Source organism: Muricauda sp. MAR_2010_75 (assembly GCF_000745185.1).
GTDB lineage: Bacteria > Bacteroidota > Bacteroidia > Flavobacteriales > Flavobacteriaceae > Flagellimonas.
The window spans coordinates 2,698,508-2,714,872 of record NZ_JQNJ01000001.1; the positions used below are offsets into that span (position 1 = coordinate 2,698,508).

Genomic DNA, 16,365 nt, shown 5'->3' on the forward strand with positions numbered 1-16,365 from the left:
TTTGTCCTGTTTTTTGGGATGAACTTTGCAAATGCACAATTTTTGCTTCAAGCCCCCAATACGGGTGATGAAAGTAACTATCAATGGTTTGAAGCTTCCGATCTAGGAACCGTTCTGGGCACAAATTCCTTTTATGAAGCCACTCAACCTGGGGTTTATTTTGCAACCTATGATGGCACGCTCTGCGGATCCAATGCCACTGGCTATTTTATTTTAACCAACTGTTATGCTCCGGATAACGAGGTTACACTTGATATTTCGGCAAGTGTGCCTTCTGGCGCAATAGTGAGTTGGAGCCCAGCTTTAGGTGGTGATCAAACCAGACCGATGGTTGTGAGCTCTCAAACGGTAATGCGATACACGGCCACAATTACCAAAGCCGGAAATACCAAAGAGCTTCCAAGATTCACCGTGGTTTGTATGAGTCAGTCCGCTAATTTGGTGGATGATTTAATCGCTGTGAATGAAGATGAATCCATTGAGGTTCCAATTTTCGATAATGATTCAGATTTGCCAACTACAGGCACCTTGACAACCACAGACCCATCCAACGGTTCGGTTGACATCGACAACAATGGAACAGCGAATGACCCATCGGATGATACAGTTACTTACACGCCAAACCCCGATTACAATGGAAGCGATTCCTTTGATTATACCATCTGTAATACCTTAGGGGATTGTAGCACGGCAACAGTGATCGTGGATGTTCTTCCTATTGTGGATACCAACGACGACTCAGTTTCAACAGATATTAACGCAAACATTATTGTGCTTTGGAGAGGTAATGATAATGACATTCCTACCACAGGAACTATTTCTGCTACAACTCCATCCAACGGAACCGTTGTGTTGAATGACAATAGCACGCCCAATGACCCATCAGATGATGACATTACCTACATACCCGATGCAGACTTCCTTGGAACGGATACGTTTGACTATACCGTGTGTAATACCAACGGAAATTGCGATACGGCCACAATAACAGTAATTGTCAATTCGCTTGGCATTGATTTGGATTCTGATAATGATGGTATTGTGGACAGCTTTGAGGATCTCAATGTTGACAATGATAATGACCCATCCACAAATCCAACAGATACGGACGGGGATGGTTTTCCTGACTATTTGGACATAGATAGCGATAATGATGGCATTCCAGATAATATTGAAGCACAACCTGCTCTAGGCTATATCGCTCCAAGTTTAGCGGATGCCAACGGAAACGGTTTGGATGATGCCTATGAAAATGATGGCAATGTTGGTTTGATTCCCTTGGATTTTGACAATGATGGCATTCCAGATTATGTGGACATCGATAGTGACGATGACAATGTGCCTGATGCTATTGAAGGCCATGACCTTGACCACGATGGCATTGCCGATGTGACTCTCATAGGTTCCGATAAGGATAATGACGGATTGGATGATGGGTATGAAGCAGATACCGTAATTGATATTGATGTAAATGATAAAATTGATGATCCTAGCATAGACTTGCCCGATACTGATTCCGATGGTATTCCCGATTTTAGGGATTCCGATGATGACGATGATGGTATCGAGACCATTGATGAGGATTTAGACCAAGATGGAAACTATGCCAATGATGATTCCAATGAAAATGGAGTCCCCAACTATCTAGATCCAGACTTGGGTGAAACCACAGTGGAAACGGTTGATGTCATCAATGTAATCACACCCAATGGAGATGGTGTTCATGATGTGTTGGCCATCAACGGGCTTGAAAATTATCCGAACAACACGGTCAAAATTTATAACCGTTGGGGTGTTATGGTCTATCAGACCAGAGCCTATGATACCGTTGGAAATGTCTTTGATGGTACATCCCAAGGTAGGGTGACCGTAGATCAGGACAACAAACTTCCTGTAGGTACCTATTTCTACATCATAGACTACCAAGATGACACCGGAAATATGAAACAACTTTCAGGGTATCTATATATAAACCGATAAAGAAATGGCCGCTGTGAAGAAAATGGATTTAAAAAATAGAATTAAGGGGCTACTTACCGTGTTACTGCTGGGGGTAATGGGAGCAGTTCATGCGCAACAAGATGCACAGTACACGCAATATATGTACAACACGGTAAGTGTAAACCCTGCCTATGCTGGTTCTCGGGGACATTTGAGTATTGCCGCCCTATATCGCAACCAATGGTTGGGATTGGATGGCGCTCCCGAGACACAAACCCTTAATATTCACACCCCAATGGGATACCGAGGCGTCGGATTGGGGATTTCCGTGGTGAACGATAAGATAGGCCCAACTTCGGAGACGTATTTTGATGTGGACTTTTCCTATACCATTTACACTTCATTTGAAGGTCGTTTGAGTTTTGGATTAAAGGCCAGTGCCCACATGCTCGATATCAGATATTCTGAACTGGACGAATTTGAGATAGACCCACAATTACAATCACAACAAGATATTCAAAACAAATTCTCGCCAAATATTGGTGCTGGGGTGTACTATCATACCGACAGATTTTATGCAGGACTCTCCGCTCCAAGAATATTGGAAACCACACATTTTGATGAATCATCCGTGTCCACTGCCAAGGAGCAGATAAATTTATACGCCATTACAGGTTATGTTTGGGATTTGAATCCCTTCCTAAAGTTCAAGCCCACCCTATTGACCAAGGTGGTGCAAGGTGCTCCGTTGCAGGTTGACCTCTCAGCAAACTTCATGTTGAATGAACGGTTTATTGGAGGCGTTGCCTACCGATGGGATGCTGCTTTCAGTGGCCTGTTTGGCTTTATGGTCTCTGACCAGTTTATGATCGGCCTAGCGTATGATCGTGAAATCACCGAATTGGGAGCAGCCACCTTCAATGATGGTTCTTTCGAGGTCATTCTACGCTATGATTTCATCAGAAACGTGGGCAATCTTAAATCGCCACGCTTCTTTTAAGGACAATTTAAAAGTCTTACTTCCGATAAATTCCGCCAAAGGTCATATTTTTACCTCATGGAAGAGGAAAATGTGATATTGGTAAATGAGGCTGATGAGCCTGTTGGCCTAATGCCCAAAATGGAAGCCCACGAAAAAGCATTGCTGCATCGGGCTTTTTCTGTTTTTGTGATGAACGATAAGGGGGAGACCATGCTTCAACAGCGTGCCAAGGACAAATACCATTCCCCTTTGTTGTGGACCAATACCTGTTGTAGCCATCAAAGAGAGGGAGAATCCAATATTGAAGCTGGCAAACGTCGGCTAATGGAAGAAATGGGCTTTAGCACAGAACTCACGGAGTTGTTTTCATTTATCTATAAGGCTCCTTTTGATAATGGCCTCACCGAACACGAGTACGATCATGTCATGATCGGGACCTTCAATGAAACACCTGAAATCAACCCTGATGAGGTGGCAGATTGGAAATGGATGCACCCCGAGGACATTAAAACCGACATTTGCGAAAACCCAGATGAGTATACCGCTTGGTTCAAGATTATTTTTGAGCGTTTCTACGATCATCTCATGAAAAACATACCAACACAATGAAGGTAAAAGTGAGTAGAAAGGCCACCTTTAATGCGGCACATAGGTTACATAGGCCCGATTGGGATGATGAGAAGAACAAAGCTGTTTTTGGAAAATGCAACAATCCACGGTACCACGGTCATAATTATGACCTTATTGTAAGCGTAACCGGTGAGATAGATCAGGAAACCGGTTTTGTGATGGATCTTAAAGTGCTCAAGGACTTGATCAAGGAACATGTTGAAGAAGCTCTAGATCATAAAAACCTCAATGCAGATGTTCCCGAGTTCAAGAAATTGAATCCTACCGCAGAAAATATAGCCGTCGTTATCTGGAATAAGCTTAGACCTCATATAGACAAGGCCAAGGACCTGGAAGTTGTGCTATATGAAACCCCCCGAAATTTTGTAACTTACTCAGGATAAAATGGACCTATACCCTTTAAAATTCAAACCAATCCTAAAGGAACGTCTTTGGGGCGGAACAAAACTTAAAGACGTACTCAACAAACCCATTGAAAGTGAAATCACTGGGGAAAGTTGGGAGCTCTCTAGTGTAGAGGGCGATATTTCAGAAGTCTCCAATGGTGCTTTGGCCGGTACATCCCTCAAAGAATTGGTGGCAGAGCAGGGGGAGGCTTTGTTGGGAAAAAGTGTAGTGGATCGTTTTGGCACTGAATTTCCCATCCTCGTTAAGTTTATAGATGCCAAGCAAGACCTTTCCATACAGTTGCATCCCAATGATGATTTGGCAAGGGAAAGGCACAATTCCTTTGGAAAAACAGAGATGTGGTACATCATGGATGCCGACCCTGGAGCAAAACTCATTGTGGGCTTCAACAAAGACGTTGAAAAAGGTGAATACATTCAAAGTTTGGAAGAAGGAACCTTGTTGGATTTAATGAACTACGAAGAAGTTTCAGAAGGGGACACCTTTTTTATAAATACCGGAAAAATCCATGCCATTGGTGCTGGGGTCATGTTGGCCGAGATTCAACAGACTTCGGATGTTACCTACCGCGTCTACGATTTTGACCGCAAGGACAAAAATGGAAATCTTAGGGAATTGCATACCAGTTTGGCTGTTGATGCCATCGACTATGAACAAAAAGATGATTTTAAGGTGGATTATCCCAATGATAAAGATGCCGTGAATACCATGGTGGATTGCCCGTATTTCAAGACCAATTTTTTGGATTTGGATAAAACAATGCACCAAGATGTATCCCTCAGGGATTCCTTTACCATTTTTATGTGTGTTGGGGGAGAGGCAACGATTTCCAATGATTGGGGCAGTACCTCCATAAAAAGGGGTGAGACTGTTTTGGTTGCTGCCTGTAGTAGTGCTGTGGAGATAAACACCCATGGAGCCAGACTTTTAGAAGTTACCATTTAGTAGTACATTTGAAAAAATACTTACCATGCCAAGTGTTCGTGATTTAAAAAAGGATGTCAACTTTGTGCTGGGAGACATCATTGAAGCGGTTTATATTTGGGAAGCCGGTTCGGGAAACAAAGAATCTGAAGAGGGTACCGTAATCATTGACAAGGCGATTGCCGTGTTCGATGAGTTAATGGGCAAAATCCATCAGAAAGAGGTAGAGGATACCAAAGCCCATTTCAAGGAAATTAGGGCCCAATTGGAAGAAAAAGCCACAGAACTTGTGGAAGAACTGAACAATCTCGCCAGTTAGTTATTCCTGCTCCTTTAAAAAGGCTGAAAGGGCTTTTCCGTATTTGGATGATGCCACTTCAGGGGAAAGTCCATTGTACACAGAGTCCAAATATTTGGGGTTTGCTTCACTGGCCTCCGTTAACATAATATATGGAGTGGCATAGGAATCGCCATTGTTCAACCCAAAATTAAGTACATATCTGTACCTGTTCAACAGGTTTTGGTCCGCCAATCTTTGTAGGGAATCCAATGCCTCGGTGTTTTCTTGATATTTTGGTTGGGCGGCTTCTTGCATCAAGCTCAAATCCTTTAGGTTGAAATTGGATAACATTTTGTTGAATTCAGAAAGTTTTTCATGGGATGCGGAACCCGATATTTTGGGATTCATATCAAAAGTGTTCCAAGATGTATTGATGACGATTTCTCCAGGTTCCCCAAAAAACATAATCCTATCATTTACATCATTCTTATCCTCTTTTTCCAAATAGAGGTAAAACACATCGGGATCTACCACTTCTTCTGAAAAACTGAAATTGCCATCACCCTCAATTTTGAGGGAATCCAATACCACCAAGGTTGAATCGTTGAATTGTTGCAGAAAAAGGGTACCTTTTTTCAGGCCTTTTATGTTTCCGGAAACAATCATGGTGTTTTCCGTGTTCTTTTCACAGGAAGCAACGGCCAATGCCAAAAGTACTGCAGTAAGGATTCTCTTCATCATTAAAATTTTGCTCGGCAAATATGCATAAACTTCTGAACTTTTTAAACTTTGGAGGCCACTTCCATCAATAAAGCACAGATATAGGCTCCCGCAGTGCCCACAACATAGCCAAAAACGGCCAAAAGAATACCCACGGATGTCAAGGAAGGATGAAATTCGGCTGCCACAACCGGTGCTGAAGCAGCACCTCCTACATTGGCCTGACTCCCCACGGCAAGAAAAAAGTAGGGAGCTTTGATCAATTTGGCCACTAAGATCAATAACCCGGCATGGATGGAAATCCAAACCAACCCTATGGCAATGAGTCCGGGATTTTCCAAAACCTTGCCCAAATCCATTTTCATGCCAATGGTGGCCACCAATATGTAAATGAACATGCCCCCAATTTTGCTCGCTCCGGCCCCTTCATAATTTTTAGCTTTGGTAAAAGACAAACCTATTCCAATGGCAGTAGCAAAGACCACCATCCACAGAAACTGGGAGCCCAACGAGGAAAGTATTTTTTGTTTGTTGCGGATTACCTCAAAATTGGCTTCCAAAAATCCAGCAAAATGATGGCCCAAAAAGTGGGCAATGCCTACTCCGGCAAAGGCATAAAACAGCATCATCATCAAATCGGGCAATGAGGTTACGCGTGCAATCTTTTCCGTATAGGTCGATACTTTTTGTTTTAGGTCCTCAATGGAAGCGGTGTCCGCTTTAAGCCAAGCATCAATCTTTTTTGTCTTTCCAATACCCAATAAAAGGATGGCCATCCAAAGATTGGCCACCACTATATCGATGAGGACCATACCTCCATAATTTTCTTGGTTGTATTTAAAGACCTCCAGCATGGCGGCCTGATTGGCTCCACCACCAATCCAACTTCCGGCAATGGTGGCCAAGCCTCGCCAAACGGCATCAACACCGCTACCACCCACGGTTTCAGGAGAAAAAATGGAGACAATTAAAATGGCCAAAGGACCCCCGATAATAATACCGGCAGTGCCTGTTAAAAACATGATGAGTGCTTTGGAACCCAAATTTATGATGGCCTTAAGGTCTATACTCAAGGTCATTAAAATTAATGCGGCAGGTAAAAGATATCTACTGGCCACAAAATAGGTTTGCGATGCCGATTCGTCCACAATGCCCAAGCTCGCCAAAATTGCGGGCAAGAGGTAACACATGAGCACGGTGGGCACTACACCATAAAATTTATTCCAAAAACCGGTCTTGATTGATGAAGTATAAAAAACAAAGCCCAAACAGAGGCAAAGCAATCCGAAGATGACCGTGTCATCCGTAAAAGGTAGTTGGTCCATAGCGTTTAAATCCTGATATCCTCAAATATAGGAAAATCAAAAAGTGTAGACGCTAGGCCTAAATGTTCAACCAATAGGTAAGCTTCAGGTTGATGGACCTGCTCCTCGGCATAATGGTATTGACAAAGTAATTGTCGTTGTACACCAAGAACAAATCGGATAGGGGGGCAAAACGCCATTGCAAACGGGAATTGAACCCTAAATTATCGAGCTGATTGCTATATTGCACCAATGTGGACCAAAAAACTGACTTGTTGAAGGTGATGTTTATCCGTGGACTCAACAACCAAAGGTCGGCACTTTCATAAGGTTCTGGAAGTTGAATGCTGTTGTAGTTCATTCCCAATGAAAGAAATACAGTGGGCTGTAACCGTAAACTCATGTCACCCTCAAAGGAAAACCGCGTCCCATTATAGAAATCGCCATAGCCTGGCTCCAAAGAATAGGAAAACACCCTTCGTCGATCACTTTGAAATTCTACCTCATAACTTGTGTAATAGTAGCCTTGGTCTGCAGGCAATTCAACGCCACCATCGGTGCCAGTGGGGTCAAAAGGGTCGGTAAGATAGGTGAATCTATTAAAAAGACGCGCAGAAAGTTCTTCTTGGGTCTTAAACTGTGCCTGCCATCCCGTGAAGAAAAAATAATCAGTGTTTTGGTAGTCCATGGTGGGTTTCCAGATGGCATTGGGCTCAAACCGAAAACCATGGGAATTCAATTTGCCCTTTTTAGGCCAGAAGTTCACCTCAACAAAAGGTCTGGCGGCCACAATGTCATCTCTTCGGATGTAGCCCAGGTCCGATCTAAAATCTTCTCCGACAAAATTGCCGCGTAGCCCAAAATTCAAATACCTGGAATTGTATCGAAGGTCAACCCCTCCGGAACCATCCCTATCGCCAATTTCATGGGCAAAGGACTTGTGGTAGTAAAATTTTCCGGTCCAAGTATTGTCTGCCGATGCAAGATTGTAGTCTAAACCTATAACCCGATTGTACCGGTCTGCCTCTTCCAAAAAATCGTAATCCTCAAAGGTTTGACGGTTTACAAATAGAAAGCTGAGGTTGGAACGGGAAAATAGCTTCTTTTGGAGCGCAAATACGGTGTTGTTGTTACTGGGAATATGGTTTTCCTTATCCTCTTCAGTCTGGATGTTCAACAGACCCAATCGCCAGTTTTCATTGATTTTTCCACTGAGTCGTATTCCGGCCACAATTCCATTTTCTATGGTTTCGTCCTCCAAATTTTCTGCAATCCCAATCCTTCTTGAAAAAAATGGGTTGGCATCACGGTCATTTCCAAATGAACCAAAGAGATCGCTGTTATCTATAAAAAATTGTCTTCTTTCGGGAAGCGATACTTCAAAACGGCTAAGATTGGTAACAAAGTTATCCACTTCTACATTGGAGAAATCAGGATTGAGGGTAACATCCAAGTTCATGCCATTGCCTATGGATATTTTGGCATCACCGCCAAAATTCAATTTGCCCATGTCCTCATTGTTTTCATAATCCTTCCCAACAATGGCATTGGCATAAGGGATGATGGCCATGGGTGTTCTGGATTTTCCCAAAGGTTTTTCAAAGATCATGTCGCCCATGAACGCCAAGCTGTAGATAAGCTGATTTTGTGGAATTTCTATCCATGTGCTTTGCTCATTGGTCTGCATATCGAACCGATAGCTGTTGAACCGCCACTTTGTTTCTCCTTGTTTAAACTTAAAAGAAGTGAGCGGGATGGCAATTTCACAGATATAATACCCGTCATAGAGCTTGGTTTCGCCCTGCCATTTTACATCCCACGACGTGGTAAAACCGCTGGGACCGGAACCTCCATTGGAAATTAAGGCTTCCCTTCGAACCCCGTAGGGGTTCATTCCAAAAAGAAATGCATTGGTACCGTCATTGAAGGTGTCGAAAAGTAAACTTATATTGTCATTGCCACCGGCCCTGTAATCTCTTTCCAAAGAAGGTATTACGTAATTATCACCTTCAGTGTTCACTTTAATGCCAATGAAAAGTGTGGAGGCATTATAGAGCATTTTAATGTCCGTTTGTTGCAAGGCAGGTATAGAATCTGATGGGAAGTATTGCTGAAAACCATGGACACTTTCTGCAATTTGCCAAGCAGGATCATCAAGAATCCCATCGATCATCAAGGGGTCTTCTGTATATTTTACGGTGAATTGTTTCGGACTGGTTTGGGCAAAAAATAGGAATGGAAAAAGTAGTGTACTGATTACAGAACGAAAATAAAACATTAGTTGAGCTTAGTTGGTGTACAAATTTAAGATTTAGCTTCGTTAAAAAAATCCCAAAGTTTGCGTTGGGGCATTGTCTTTCAAAAAAGATGGTGAAAATTGGCATTCATAAATTTTGTTAATTGATTTCATATCTTGTTGTCTTCTTTTGAAGCAATCATCAATCATGAAAAAAATCATCCTCCTTTTTGTACTGGCCCCTGTGCTTGCCTTTGGTAACTTTTGGGGAAAAACGGGACATCGTGTCACAGGGCATATTGCCCAAAATCATTTATCTGGAAAGGCCAAGCGGGCTTTGAACGATTTGTTGGAAGGGCATAGCCTTGCTTTTGTATCAACCTATGCCGATGAAATAAAAGCAGACCGAAAGTATTCCAAATATTCGGCTTGGCACTATGTCAACTACCCATTGGGTATGCGCTATGAGGATTCGGAAAAGAGTGAATATGGGGACATTATCACGGCCATTGAGGAGTGCAAACAAATAATAAAGGACAAAAATAGGAGTAGGGAAGACCGGGTATTTTACCTAAAAATGTTGGTACATCTTATTGGCGATCTGCATCAACCTATGCATGCCAGTAGGGCTGAAGACAAGGGGGGGAACGATATCCAGGTACAGTGGTTTGGCGAAGGCAGTAATTTGCATCGGGTGTGGGATAAAAACTTAATTGTTTCCTATGGGATGACCTACACGGAACTGGCCAACGAATTGGATGAAGTTTCCCGAAAAGAGCGTAAGAAAATCCAAGAAGGCACCATTTACGATTGGGTGGATGAATCGCACCAAATTTGTGCAGAATTATATGACTCCGCAGAGAAAGGCGAAAAATTGGGCTACCAATATACCTATCAATACAATGATGTGCTATTTCAGCAATTACAACGAGGAGGATTGCGCTTGGCCAAAGTACTAAACGACTTGTTTGCCTAAGCGGCCAAAACTTATTGCAATACGGTCTTTAATTGATTCCTGTATTCTGATGGGTTTTGACCTGTGAACGCTTTAAACGACTTGTTGAAATGTGAAAAGTTGTTGAATCCACTTTCGTAACAAACCTGGGTAATGCTCATAGGTTGCTCTGCCAAAAGTTTGGAGGCATGCACTAAACGGTACTCATTTACAAACTGCGTAAAGGTCTTGTTGGTGATTTTTTTGAAGTACCTACAAAAAGAAGGTACTGTCATGCTTACCATGTCCGCAATTTCATCCAAGCTGATATCTTCCTTAAAATTGGTCTTCACATGGTTGAAGACAATATTGATACGGTCGTTGTCCTTCACCTCGGTCTCCATGGAAAAGCCTTCCCCGTTCAATACCTTGATCTCATCGGAAGTAGCCAATATGTTGAGTATATTAAGGATGGACAAGAGTCGTTGAAAGTCGGTCTGGTATTCCAAGATTTCCATTTTTTCACCAACCTTCATCTTGGTCTTACCTGAAAAGGCAATCCCTCCCTTGGCAACCTCAAACAGTTTTTGAATATTCTTCATTTCTGGGATGTTGAAGAAATCACTCCCCAAAAAATCAGCTTTCATCTGAACTAGGGTCTCACTTTTGTTTCCTGTTAATTTATCGGTAAAGCCACAATGGGGCAGATTGGAACCTATTAGGATAAGGTCTCCGTTCCTAAAATAAGAGACATGGCTGCCTATTTGCCGTTTTCCGGACCCTCCGTTAATATAGACGAGCTCCAATTCCGGGTGATAATGCCAGCCATTGTTCTTGTTCTCGTTGTTCTCATTGAACTTTTGATAGGTAAACGAGTGACCAAAACTAGGCGCAATTGCCTCAAAAGCAGGTTTTTGAATCATTTTTGCCATTTTAAATTTGGTAGTGTAAAGTTACTGCCATGTTGTGTAGGGCGTCTCTACAAAATTAACTAAAATCTATACTATTTTAACCTTAGCACAAAGTTAACATATTTACCATGTTAAAATTGCATAGAAACTGGAAAAGATGGTGGTATTACAGACGGCTACTCCGCCATACATTTGTACTGTAATCTTAAAAAAACGAAATGTTATGAAGTCAGTAGTAAATTATCTAGTAGCAGGAGCATTCCTATTAGTATCAACAATAGGGTTTGCCAACGGACCAGCAAAAAGCGAAGTTGAAAAGAAATTGGTTAAAGTTGAACTTGACCCAGTTTTTGTAAAGAAAGGCGACAAGTTGATGATGAACCTTTTGAACATCTCTCAAGGAATGGTGATTCTTAAGGTATATGACAGCCAAGACAGATTGGTTTACAATGAGTCAATCGATGGGAAACTTGTTGTAGAAAAGGCTTTCAACTTTGAAAGAGCTTTTGAAGACGAATATACCATAGTTGTAGTTGATAAGTTTGGTACTTACAAAGAAACTATGGCAGTAAAATAGTTTGTTTAGTTAATTTTTATGTGCATGGGGCCCTTTCGAGGGCCCTTTTTTTATAGCAATTTTTCAAGACGTTCTCTTTTTTCCGGAGGGAGGGCATCATTTTCAATAGCAAGTTTTAGATGTTCCTGGTTCTTTTCCCTGGAAAAAAGCAAACGATAAAATTCTTGGGTGGTCAATGTATCTTGGGATTCCTCTACCAATTCCATCATATCACTTGTACCAACTTTACCAACCTCCAAAATGCGGACATAGGTACCTGGAAAACCATGGTCAATGAATTCTTTTAAGATATCCTGTGACCCAAATCGGATTCCAAGCTTAAAACAGGGTTCCCTGGGTTGGGTAATTTGTACCAAGGCCGTTCCCAGTCTGTAGACACTACCGATTTTTATTTTTGACTCATCCAAGCCCTCAACGGTGAGATTTTCGCCAAACATGCCCCAATCCCATTCCAAGTGAGGATATTTTTCTTTCCAATAAGGATACTGGTCAGCCGAAAAAAGATAGCAAGCCTTAAAAACACCTCCGTGTACTTTTCTATCTGCAATGGTGTCCTTGGCTACACTCTCCGTTTCCAGAAATAATGGTTCTTCAACGGGTTGTTTGTAGATGCCTGTTGTAGTTTGTTTGCCGTTCCATACTATTGGAGTAGGGTGGCCTATGTTGGTTGAGATGACTTTCATGTTTTTTAATATGTTAAATAAGTATATGCCCAGTACATCAATCCAAATTGCAATGGAATTCTTAGGATAAGAATCCATTTAGGAATTCCAGCCGAAGCTTTTTGACCAGAAAGCATGTAAGCATGTACCAGCAAAAAAACTGTCAGCATTAGGATAATTCCATAGATGCAATAGTCCCTTATTTCTTCAAAACCTAACCCAATTCCCAGAACAATTTCAGCCAACCCACTTAAAAGTACCAAAAGCTTGGGATTGGGAAGGTAACGGGGCATTATCCGCAAATACACCTTCGGAAAAATAAAATGGGCCATACCTGCAATTACATACATACTGGCCATTAGATACAAATGCCATGGGTTTTCCATGGACTAAAAATAAGAAAAAGGATGTCTATAAAAGGAAAATGTTAGTTCGAGCGCAGTCGAGAACTCTTTAAAGCCGTAATAAATATCGGCATCTCGACTGCGCTCGATGTGACAGTTGTTGAAAATTGAAACCCTTATTTGATCATCTCATAGCTTCGGGAAATGAACTTGGTAAGTTCCTCACCTTTCAGCAAACCTTTTGACAAACGCGCCAGGTCCAAGGATTGGTTGATCAAACGTTCCCGCTTTTTGGCCGTTTTGGTATTCAAAATCTCACTGACCAACTCGTGATTGGTGTTTACGATAAGATTGTACATATCTGGCATATTTCCCATGCCAAACATACCTCCGCCTCCGGTGCGTTGCATTTCCTTCATCCTACGCATAAACTCCGGCTCAGTAATAATAAAAGGTGATGCACTGCTCTCCATGGCCTCCATTTGAATGGTGTATCCTTTTTCTTTCACAACCTCCTCGATCTCCCCTTTGAGTTTTTCTTTTTCCTCATCGGAAAGTTTGGAAATGGTGGTATCCTCTTTTTTAATGAGGTTGTCAATGTGGTCGGCATCCACACGCACAAAGGATAAATTTTCTTTGGAAGTCTCCAATTTTTGAAGCAGGTGTGGTACAATGGGCGAATCCATTAGCAAAACTTCGTAGCCTTTGGCCTTCGCTGCTTCTATATAGCTGTGCTGTGCTTCTGTGTCCGAAGCATACAGGACTACCAATTTGTCATCTTTATCGGTCTGGTTATCCTTGATTTTGGCCTCTAACTCCTCAAAAGTGTAGTAGTTGCCATCCACAGTGGGGTATAGGGCGAATTTTTCAGCCTTTTCAAAGAATTTTTCTTCGGAAAGCATACCGTATTCAATTACCACCTTGATGTCGTTCCACTTTTGCTCAAAGTCTTCCCTGTTATTTTTGAAAAGGGAACTCAACTTATCGGCAACCTTTCTGGTGATGTAGGATGAAATTTTCTTTACGGCACCATCTGCCTGAAGATAGGATCGTGATACGTTGAGTGGAATGTCTGGTGAATCGATGACTCCACGAAGCATCGTCAAGAATTCAGGAACAATGCCTTCTACATTATCCGTAACAAATACTTGGTTCTGGTACAGCTGGATTCTATCTTTTTGAATATTGAGATCGTTGGTCAATTTTGGAAAATACAATATGCCCGTTAAGTTGAAGGGGTAATCCACATTTAAGTGAATGTGGAACAAGGGCTCCTCAAACTGCATGGGATAGAGTTCCCTATAAAATTGTTTGTAATCGTCGTCTTCCAAATCGCTGGGCTGCTTGGTCCAAGCCGGGTTGGGGTTGTTGATGATATCGTCAACCACTTTTGTTGGAGCCGGCTCATCTTCCTTTGCACCTTCGGGTTTGGGCAGCGTTTCGGTACGCGTTCCAAACTTGATGGGAATGGGCATGAACTTGTTGTATTTTTTCAACAGTTCACGAATTTTGGAATCTTCCAAGAATTCGGTGGAATCATCCGCTACGTGAAGGATAATTTCCGTACCCCTATCTTTTTTCTTGGCCTCTTTTAGGGTGAACTCGGGCGACCCGTCACAAATCCAGTGCACGGCTGGCTCATCCTTCAAACTTTTTGTTATGATCTCCACTTTCCCAGCTACCATAAAAGCGGAGTAAAAACCAAGACCAAAATGCCCGATGATTCCGGCATCCTTCCCCGCGTCTTTGTATTTGTCCAAGAACTCTTCCGCACCCGAAAAGGCCACTTCATTGATGTACTTTTTTACCTCCTCCTCGGTCATCCCAATACCTTGGTCTATAATATGGATACGCTTTTTGTCCTTGTCCACCTTCACCTCAATAATAGGGTTTCCATATTCCACTTTGGCCTCGCCAATGGAAGTAAGGTGCTTAAGTTTTAAGGTTGCATCTGTAGCGTTTGATATCAGTTCCCTCAAAAATATTTCATGATCACTGTACAAAAACTTCTTGATCAAGGGAAAAATGTTCTCTACTGAAACATTGATTTTACCTGTTGCCATGGTGTATGTCTTTTTTTATTCCCACCACGACAAAAAAAATACCACAATCGCAAAGCTGACAAACTGACACAGCTGGTTGATTTTAACGTTGTCACACAAACTTTAACATAGTTTTGTTTATTCTTTTTTTTAAAATGATAAACAAAATTTGTATATTTATAGTGTTATAGGAGAAATTGCTATGAAATAGTACAACACTATAACAAGTTTGTTTATTTATTGGTTAGGTTGTTGAAAATGCACTTTCGCCTGAAAGTGCATTTTCTTTTAAAAGCACATTTTGTATGGAGTTGGGGCAGAACCCTTTATTTTGTTAATAAATAGGCAGTTCTTTGGATATATTTTTTACTTTTCCCACGAAAAACAGATTGTTTTTTCAATAATTAGTATTTAATAAAGAAATAATGTATAACTCAAGAGTATCAGGTTTGGGATTTTACGTTCCCGAGAATGTGGTCACCAATGATGACTTGTCCAAAGTAATGGACACCAATGACGAATGGATCCAGGAGCGTACCGGGATCAAAGAGCGACGCCACGTAGTGAAGGGTACCGATACCACTACAAGCATGGGGGTGAAGGCAGCACAAAAGGCCATTGAGCGCGCTGGTATTGACAAAAATGATATTGACTTTATCGTCTTTGCCACACTAAGCCCTGACTACTATTTTCCAGGTCCCGGTGTTTTGGTGCAACGCGATTTGGGCCTTAAAACCGTTGGGGCATTGGACATTCGCAACCAGTGTTCCGGTTTTGTCTATGGCATCTCTGTTGCAGACCAGTACATTAAAAGTGGCATGTATAAAAATGTACTCGTCATTGGTTCTGAACTGCATTCCCATGGATTGGATATGACTACACGGGGTAGAGGTGTATCGGTTATTTTTGGTGATGGGGCGGGGGCCGCTGTTTTAACCCGTGAGGAAGATACATCAAAAGGAATCTTGTCCACTCATCTGCATTCCGAAGGCGAGCATGCGGAAGAGCTTTCCCTGATTGCGCCAGGTATGGGAAAACGTTGGGTGAACGACATTATTGCCGATGCGGACCCTGATGATACTTCCTATTTTCCTTATATGAATGGACAGTTTGTGTTCAAAAATGCAGTGGTTCGTTTCAGCGAGGTGATTATGGAAGGATTACAGGCCAACAACTTGGGCCCACAGGACATTGACATGTTGATTCCCCACCAAGCCAATTTGCGCATCTCCCAATTCATTCAGAAGAAATTTGGATTGTCCGATGATCAAGTGTTCAACAATATCATGAGCTACGGAAATACCACTGCAGCCTCCATACCTATTGCCCTGACCGAAGCTTGGGAACAAGGAAAAATCAAAGAAGGCGATTTGGTGGTACTCGCTGCTTTTGGTAGTGGTTTTACTTGGGGCAGTGTGATTATTAGATGGTAATTAGTCTTTCAAACAAAAATTAAAGCCCCGACCTTTT

General features: G+C 42.0%; 16 protein-coding genes. 9 read left to right on the plus strand and 7 right to left on the minus strand.

The features are described from left to right. The first annotated feature begins 18 nt into the window (after positions 1 to 18). From FG28_RS12075 to FG28_RS12100, 6 genes are read left to right on the plus strand one after another with little or no spacing between them, the layout of a single operon-like run. A complete protein-coding gene (locus FG28_RS12075) occupies positions 19 to 1,980 on the plus strand; it encodes a gliding motility-associated C-terminal domain-containing protein (RefSeq protein WP_197062655.1) in 1,962 nt (653 codons plus the stop codon). Positions 1,981 to 1,984: 4 nt separating this feature from the next. Continuing rightward, entirely contained in the window at positions 1,985 to 2,941 is a 957-nt protein-coding gene (locus FG28_RS12080) for a type IX secretion system membrane protein PorP/SprF (protein ID WP_036383163.1), read from the plus strand. A 57-nt stretch (positions 2,942 to 2,998) separates the two neighbouring features. Beyond that, the gene (idi, locus tag FG28_RS12085) at positions 2,999 to 3,532 is read left to right on the plus strand and encodes an isopentenyl-diphosphate Delta-isomerase (protein ID WP_036383165.1); all 534 of its coding nucleotides are present in this window, start codon (positions 2,999 to 3,001) and stop codon (positions 3,530 to 3,532) included. After that, on the plus strand, positions 3,529 to 3,936 hold the full coding sequence (locus tag FG28_RS12090) for a 6-carboxytetrahydropterin synthase (RefSeq protein ID WP_036383168.1): 408 nt from the start codon (positions 3,529 to 3,531) through the stop codon (positions 3,934 to 3,936). The genes idi and FG28_RS12090 overlap by 4 nt, the downstream gene beginning before the upstream one ends. Before the next feature lies 1 nt (position 3,937). Then, on the plus strand, positions 3,938 to 4,906 hold the full coding sequence (locus FG28_RS12095; protein ID WP_036383171.1) for a type I phosphomannose isomerase catalytic subunit: 969 nt from the start codon (positions 3,938 to 3,940) through the stop codon (positions 4,904 to 4,906). A gap of 25 nt (positions 4,907 to 4,931) precedes the next feature. Then, positions 4,932 to 5,204 carry a hypothetical protein gene (locus FG28_RS12100; protein WP_036383173.1) on the plus strand — a complete coding sequence of 91 codons (273 nt, stop codon included), beginning with the start codon at positions 4,932 to 4,934 and terminating at the stop codon, positions 5,202 to 5,204. Here FG28_RS12100 and FG28_RS12105 read toward each other — a convergent pair whose 3' ends face one another. Genes FG28_RS12105 through FG28_RS12115 form a run of 3 tightly spaced genes read right to left on the minus strand, consistent with a single transcriptional unit; the run spans position 5,205 to position 9,467 of the window. Next, the gene (locus tag FG28_RS12105; RefSeq protein WP_036383176.1) at positions 5,205 to 5,903 is read right to left on the minus strand and encodes a DUF4369 domain-containing protein; all 699 of its coding nucleotides are present in this window, start codon (positions 5,901 to 5,903) and stop codon (positions 5,205 to 5,207) included. Positions 5,904 to 5,947: 44 nt separating this feature from the next. Beyond that, positions 5,948 to 7,210, minus strand: a complete 1,263-nt coding sequence (locus FG28_RS12110) for a DUF819 domain-containing protein (RefSeq protein ID WP_036383178.1) — start codon at positions 7,208 to 7,210, stop codon at positions 5,948 to 5,950. A gap of 58 nt (positions 7,211 to 7,268) precedes the next feature. Then, complete coding sequence (locus FG28_RS12115) at positions 7,269 to 9,467, minus strand: DUF5916 domain-containing protein (protein WP_036383181.1); 2,199 nt, start codon at positions 9,465 to 9,467, stop codon at positions 7,269 to 7,271. Positions 9,468 to 9,633: 166 nt separating this feature from the next. Between FG28_RS12115 and FG28_RS12120 the strand changes: the two genes are divergently transcribed. Next, complete coding sequence (locus FG28_RS12120; RefSeq protein WP_036383182.1) at positions 9,634 to 10,401, plus strand: S1/P1 nuclease; 768 nt, start codon at positions 9,634 to 9,636, stop codon at positions 10,399 to 10,401. 11 nt (positions 10,402 to 10,412) lie between these two features. Here the strand turns inward: FG28_RS12120 and FG28_RS12125 are convergent, their stop codons facing one another. Next, entirely contained in the window at positions 10,413 to 11,282 is an 870-nt protein-coding gene (locus tag FG28_RS12125) for an AraC family transcriptional regulator (protein WP_081894506.1), read from the minus strand. Between the two features lie 211 nt (positions 11,283 to 11,493). On the opposite strand from FG28_RS12125, the gene FG28_RS12130 reads away from it, so the two are divergent. Further along, a complete protein-coding gene (locus tag FG28_RS12130) occupies positions 11,494 to 11,847 on the plus strand; it encodes a hypothetical protein (protein WP_036386531.1) in 354 nt (117 codons plus the stop codon). Between the two features lie 50 nt (positions 11,848 to 11,897). On the opposite strand, the gene FG28_RS12135 is transcribed toward FG28_RS12130, so the two are convergent. The 3 genes from FG28_RS12135 to htpG form a co-directional block, all read right to left on the minus strand. Then, positions 11,898 to 12,530: an MOSC domain-containing protein gene (locus FG28_RS12135; protein ID WP_036383187.1), complete on the minus strand. Its 633-nt coding sequence runs from the start codon at positions 12,528 to 12,530 to the stop codon at positions 11,898 to 11,900. A 5-nt stretch (positions 12,531 to 12,535) separates the two neighbouring features. Further along, the gene (locus tag FG28_RS12140; protein WP_036383188.1) at positions 12,536 to 12,895 is read right to left on the minus strand and encodes a membrane protein; all 360 of its coding nucleotides are present in this window, start codon (positions 12,893 to 12,895) and stop codon (positions 12,536 to 12,538) included. 134 nt (positions 12,896 to 13,029) lie between these two features. After that, positions 13,030 to 14,916 carry a molecular chaperone HtpG gene (htpG, locus tag FG28_RS12145; RefSeq protein WP_036383190.1) on the minus strand — a complete coding sequence of 629 codons (1,887 nt, stop codon included), beginning with the start codon at positions 14,914 to 14,916 and terminating at the stop codon, positions 13,030 to 13,032. A gap of 404 nt (positions 14,917 to 15,320) precedes the next feature. Between htpG and FG28_RS12150 the strand changes: the two genes are divergently transcribed. Then, positions 15,321 to 16,328 (plus strand): 3-oxoacyl-ACP synthase III family protein, encoded by a 1,008-nt coding sequence (locus tag FG28_RS12150; protein ID WP_036383192.1) that lies wholly within the window; start codon positions 15,321 to 15,323, stop codon positions 16,326 to 16,328. The last annotated feature ends 37 nt before the right edge of the window (positions 16,329 to 16,365 follow it).

Coding starts and splice junctions, on each gene's coding strand:
- FG28_RS12075 (WP_197062655.1), top strand. CDS start 19: ATGAACTTTGCAAATGCACAATTTTTGCTTCAAGCCCCCAATACGGGT.
- FG28_RS12080 (WP_036383163.1), top strand. CDS start 1,985: ATGGCCGCTGTGAAGAAAATGGATTTAAAAAATAGAATTAAGGGGCTA.
- idi (WP_036383165.1), top strand. CDS start 2,999: ATGGAAGAGGAAAATGTGATATTGGTAAATGAGGCTGATGAGCCTGTT.
- FG28_RS12090 (WP_036383168.1), top strand. CDS start 3,529: ATGAAGGTAAAAGTGAGTAGAAAGGCCACCTTTAATGCGGCACATAGG.
- FG28_RS12095 (WP_036383171.1), top strand. CDS start 3,938: ATGGACCTATACCCTTTAAAATTCAAACCAATCCTAAAGGAACGTCTT.
- FG28_RS12100 (WP_036383173.1), top strand. CDS start 4,932: ATGCCAAGTGTTCGTGATTTAAAAAAGGATGTCAACTTTGTGCTGGGA.
- FG28_RS12105 (WP_036383176.1), bottom strand. CDS start 5,903: ATGAAGAGAATCCTTACTGCAGTACTTTTGGCATTGGCCGTTGCTTCC.
- FG28_RS12110 (WP_036383178.1), bottom strand. CDS start 7,210: ATGGACCAACTACCTTTTACGGATGACACGGTCATCTTCGGATTGCTT.
- FG28_RS12115 (WP_036383181.1), bottom strand. CDS start 9,467: ATGTTTTATTTTCGTTCTGTAATCAGTACACTACTTTTTCCATTCCTA.
- FG28_RS12120 (WP_036383182.1), top strand. CDS start 9,634: ATGAAAAAAATCATCCTCCTTTTTGTACTGGCCCCTGTGCTTGCCTTT.
- FG28_RS12125 (WP_081894506.1), bottom strand. CDS start 11,282: ATGATTCAAAAACCTGCTTTTGAGGCAATTGCGCCTAGTTTTGGTCAC.
- FG28_RS12130 (WP_036386531.1), top strand. CDS start 11,494: ATGAAGTCAGTAGTAAATTATCTAGTAGCAGGAGCATTCCTATTAGTA.
- FG28_RS12135 (WP_036383187.1), bottom strand. CDS start 12,530: ATGAAAGTCATCTCAACCAACATAGGCCACCCTACTCCAATAGTATGG.
- FG28_RS12140 (WP_036383188.1), bottom strand. CDS start 12,895: ATGGAAAACCCATGGCATTTGTATCTAATGGCCAGTATGTATGTAATT.
- htpG (WP_036383190.1), bottom strand. CDS start 14,916: ATGGCAACAGGTAAAATCAATGTTTCAGTAGAGAACATTTTTCCCTTG.
- FG28_RS12150 (WP_036383192.1), top strand. CDS start 15,321: ATGTATAACTCAAGAGTATCAGGTTTGGGATTTTACGTTCCCGAGAAT.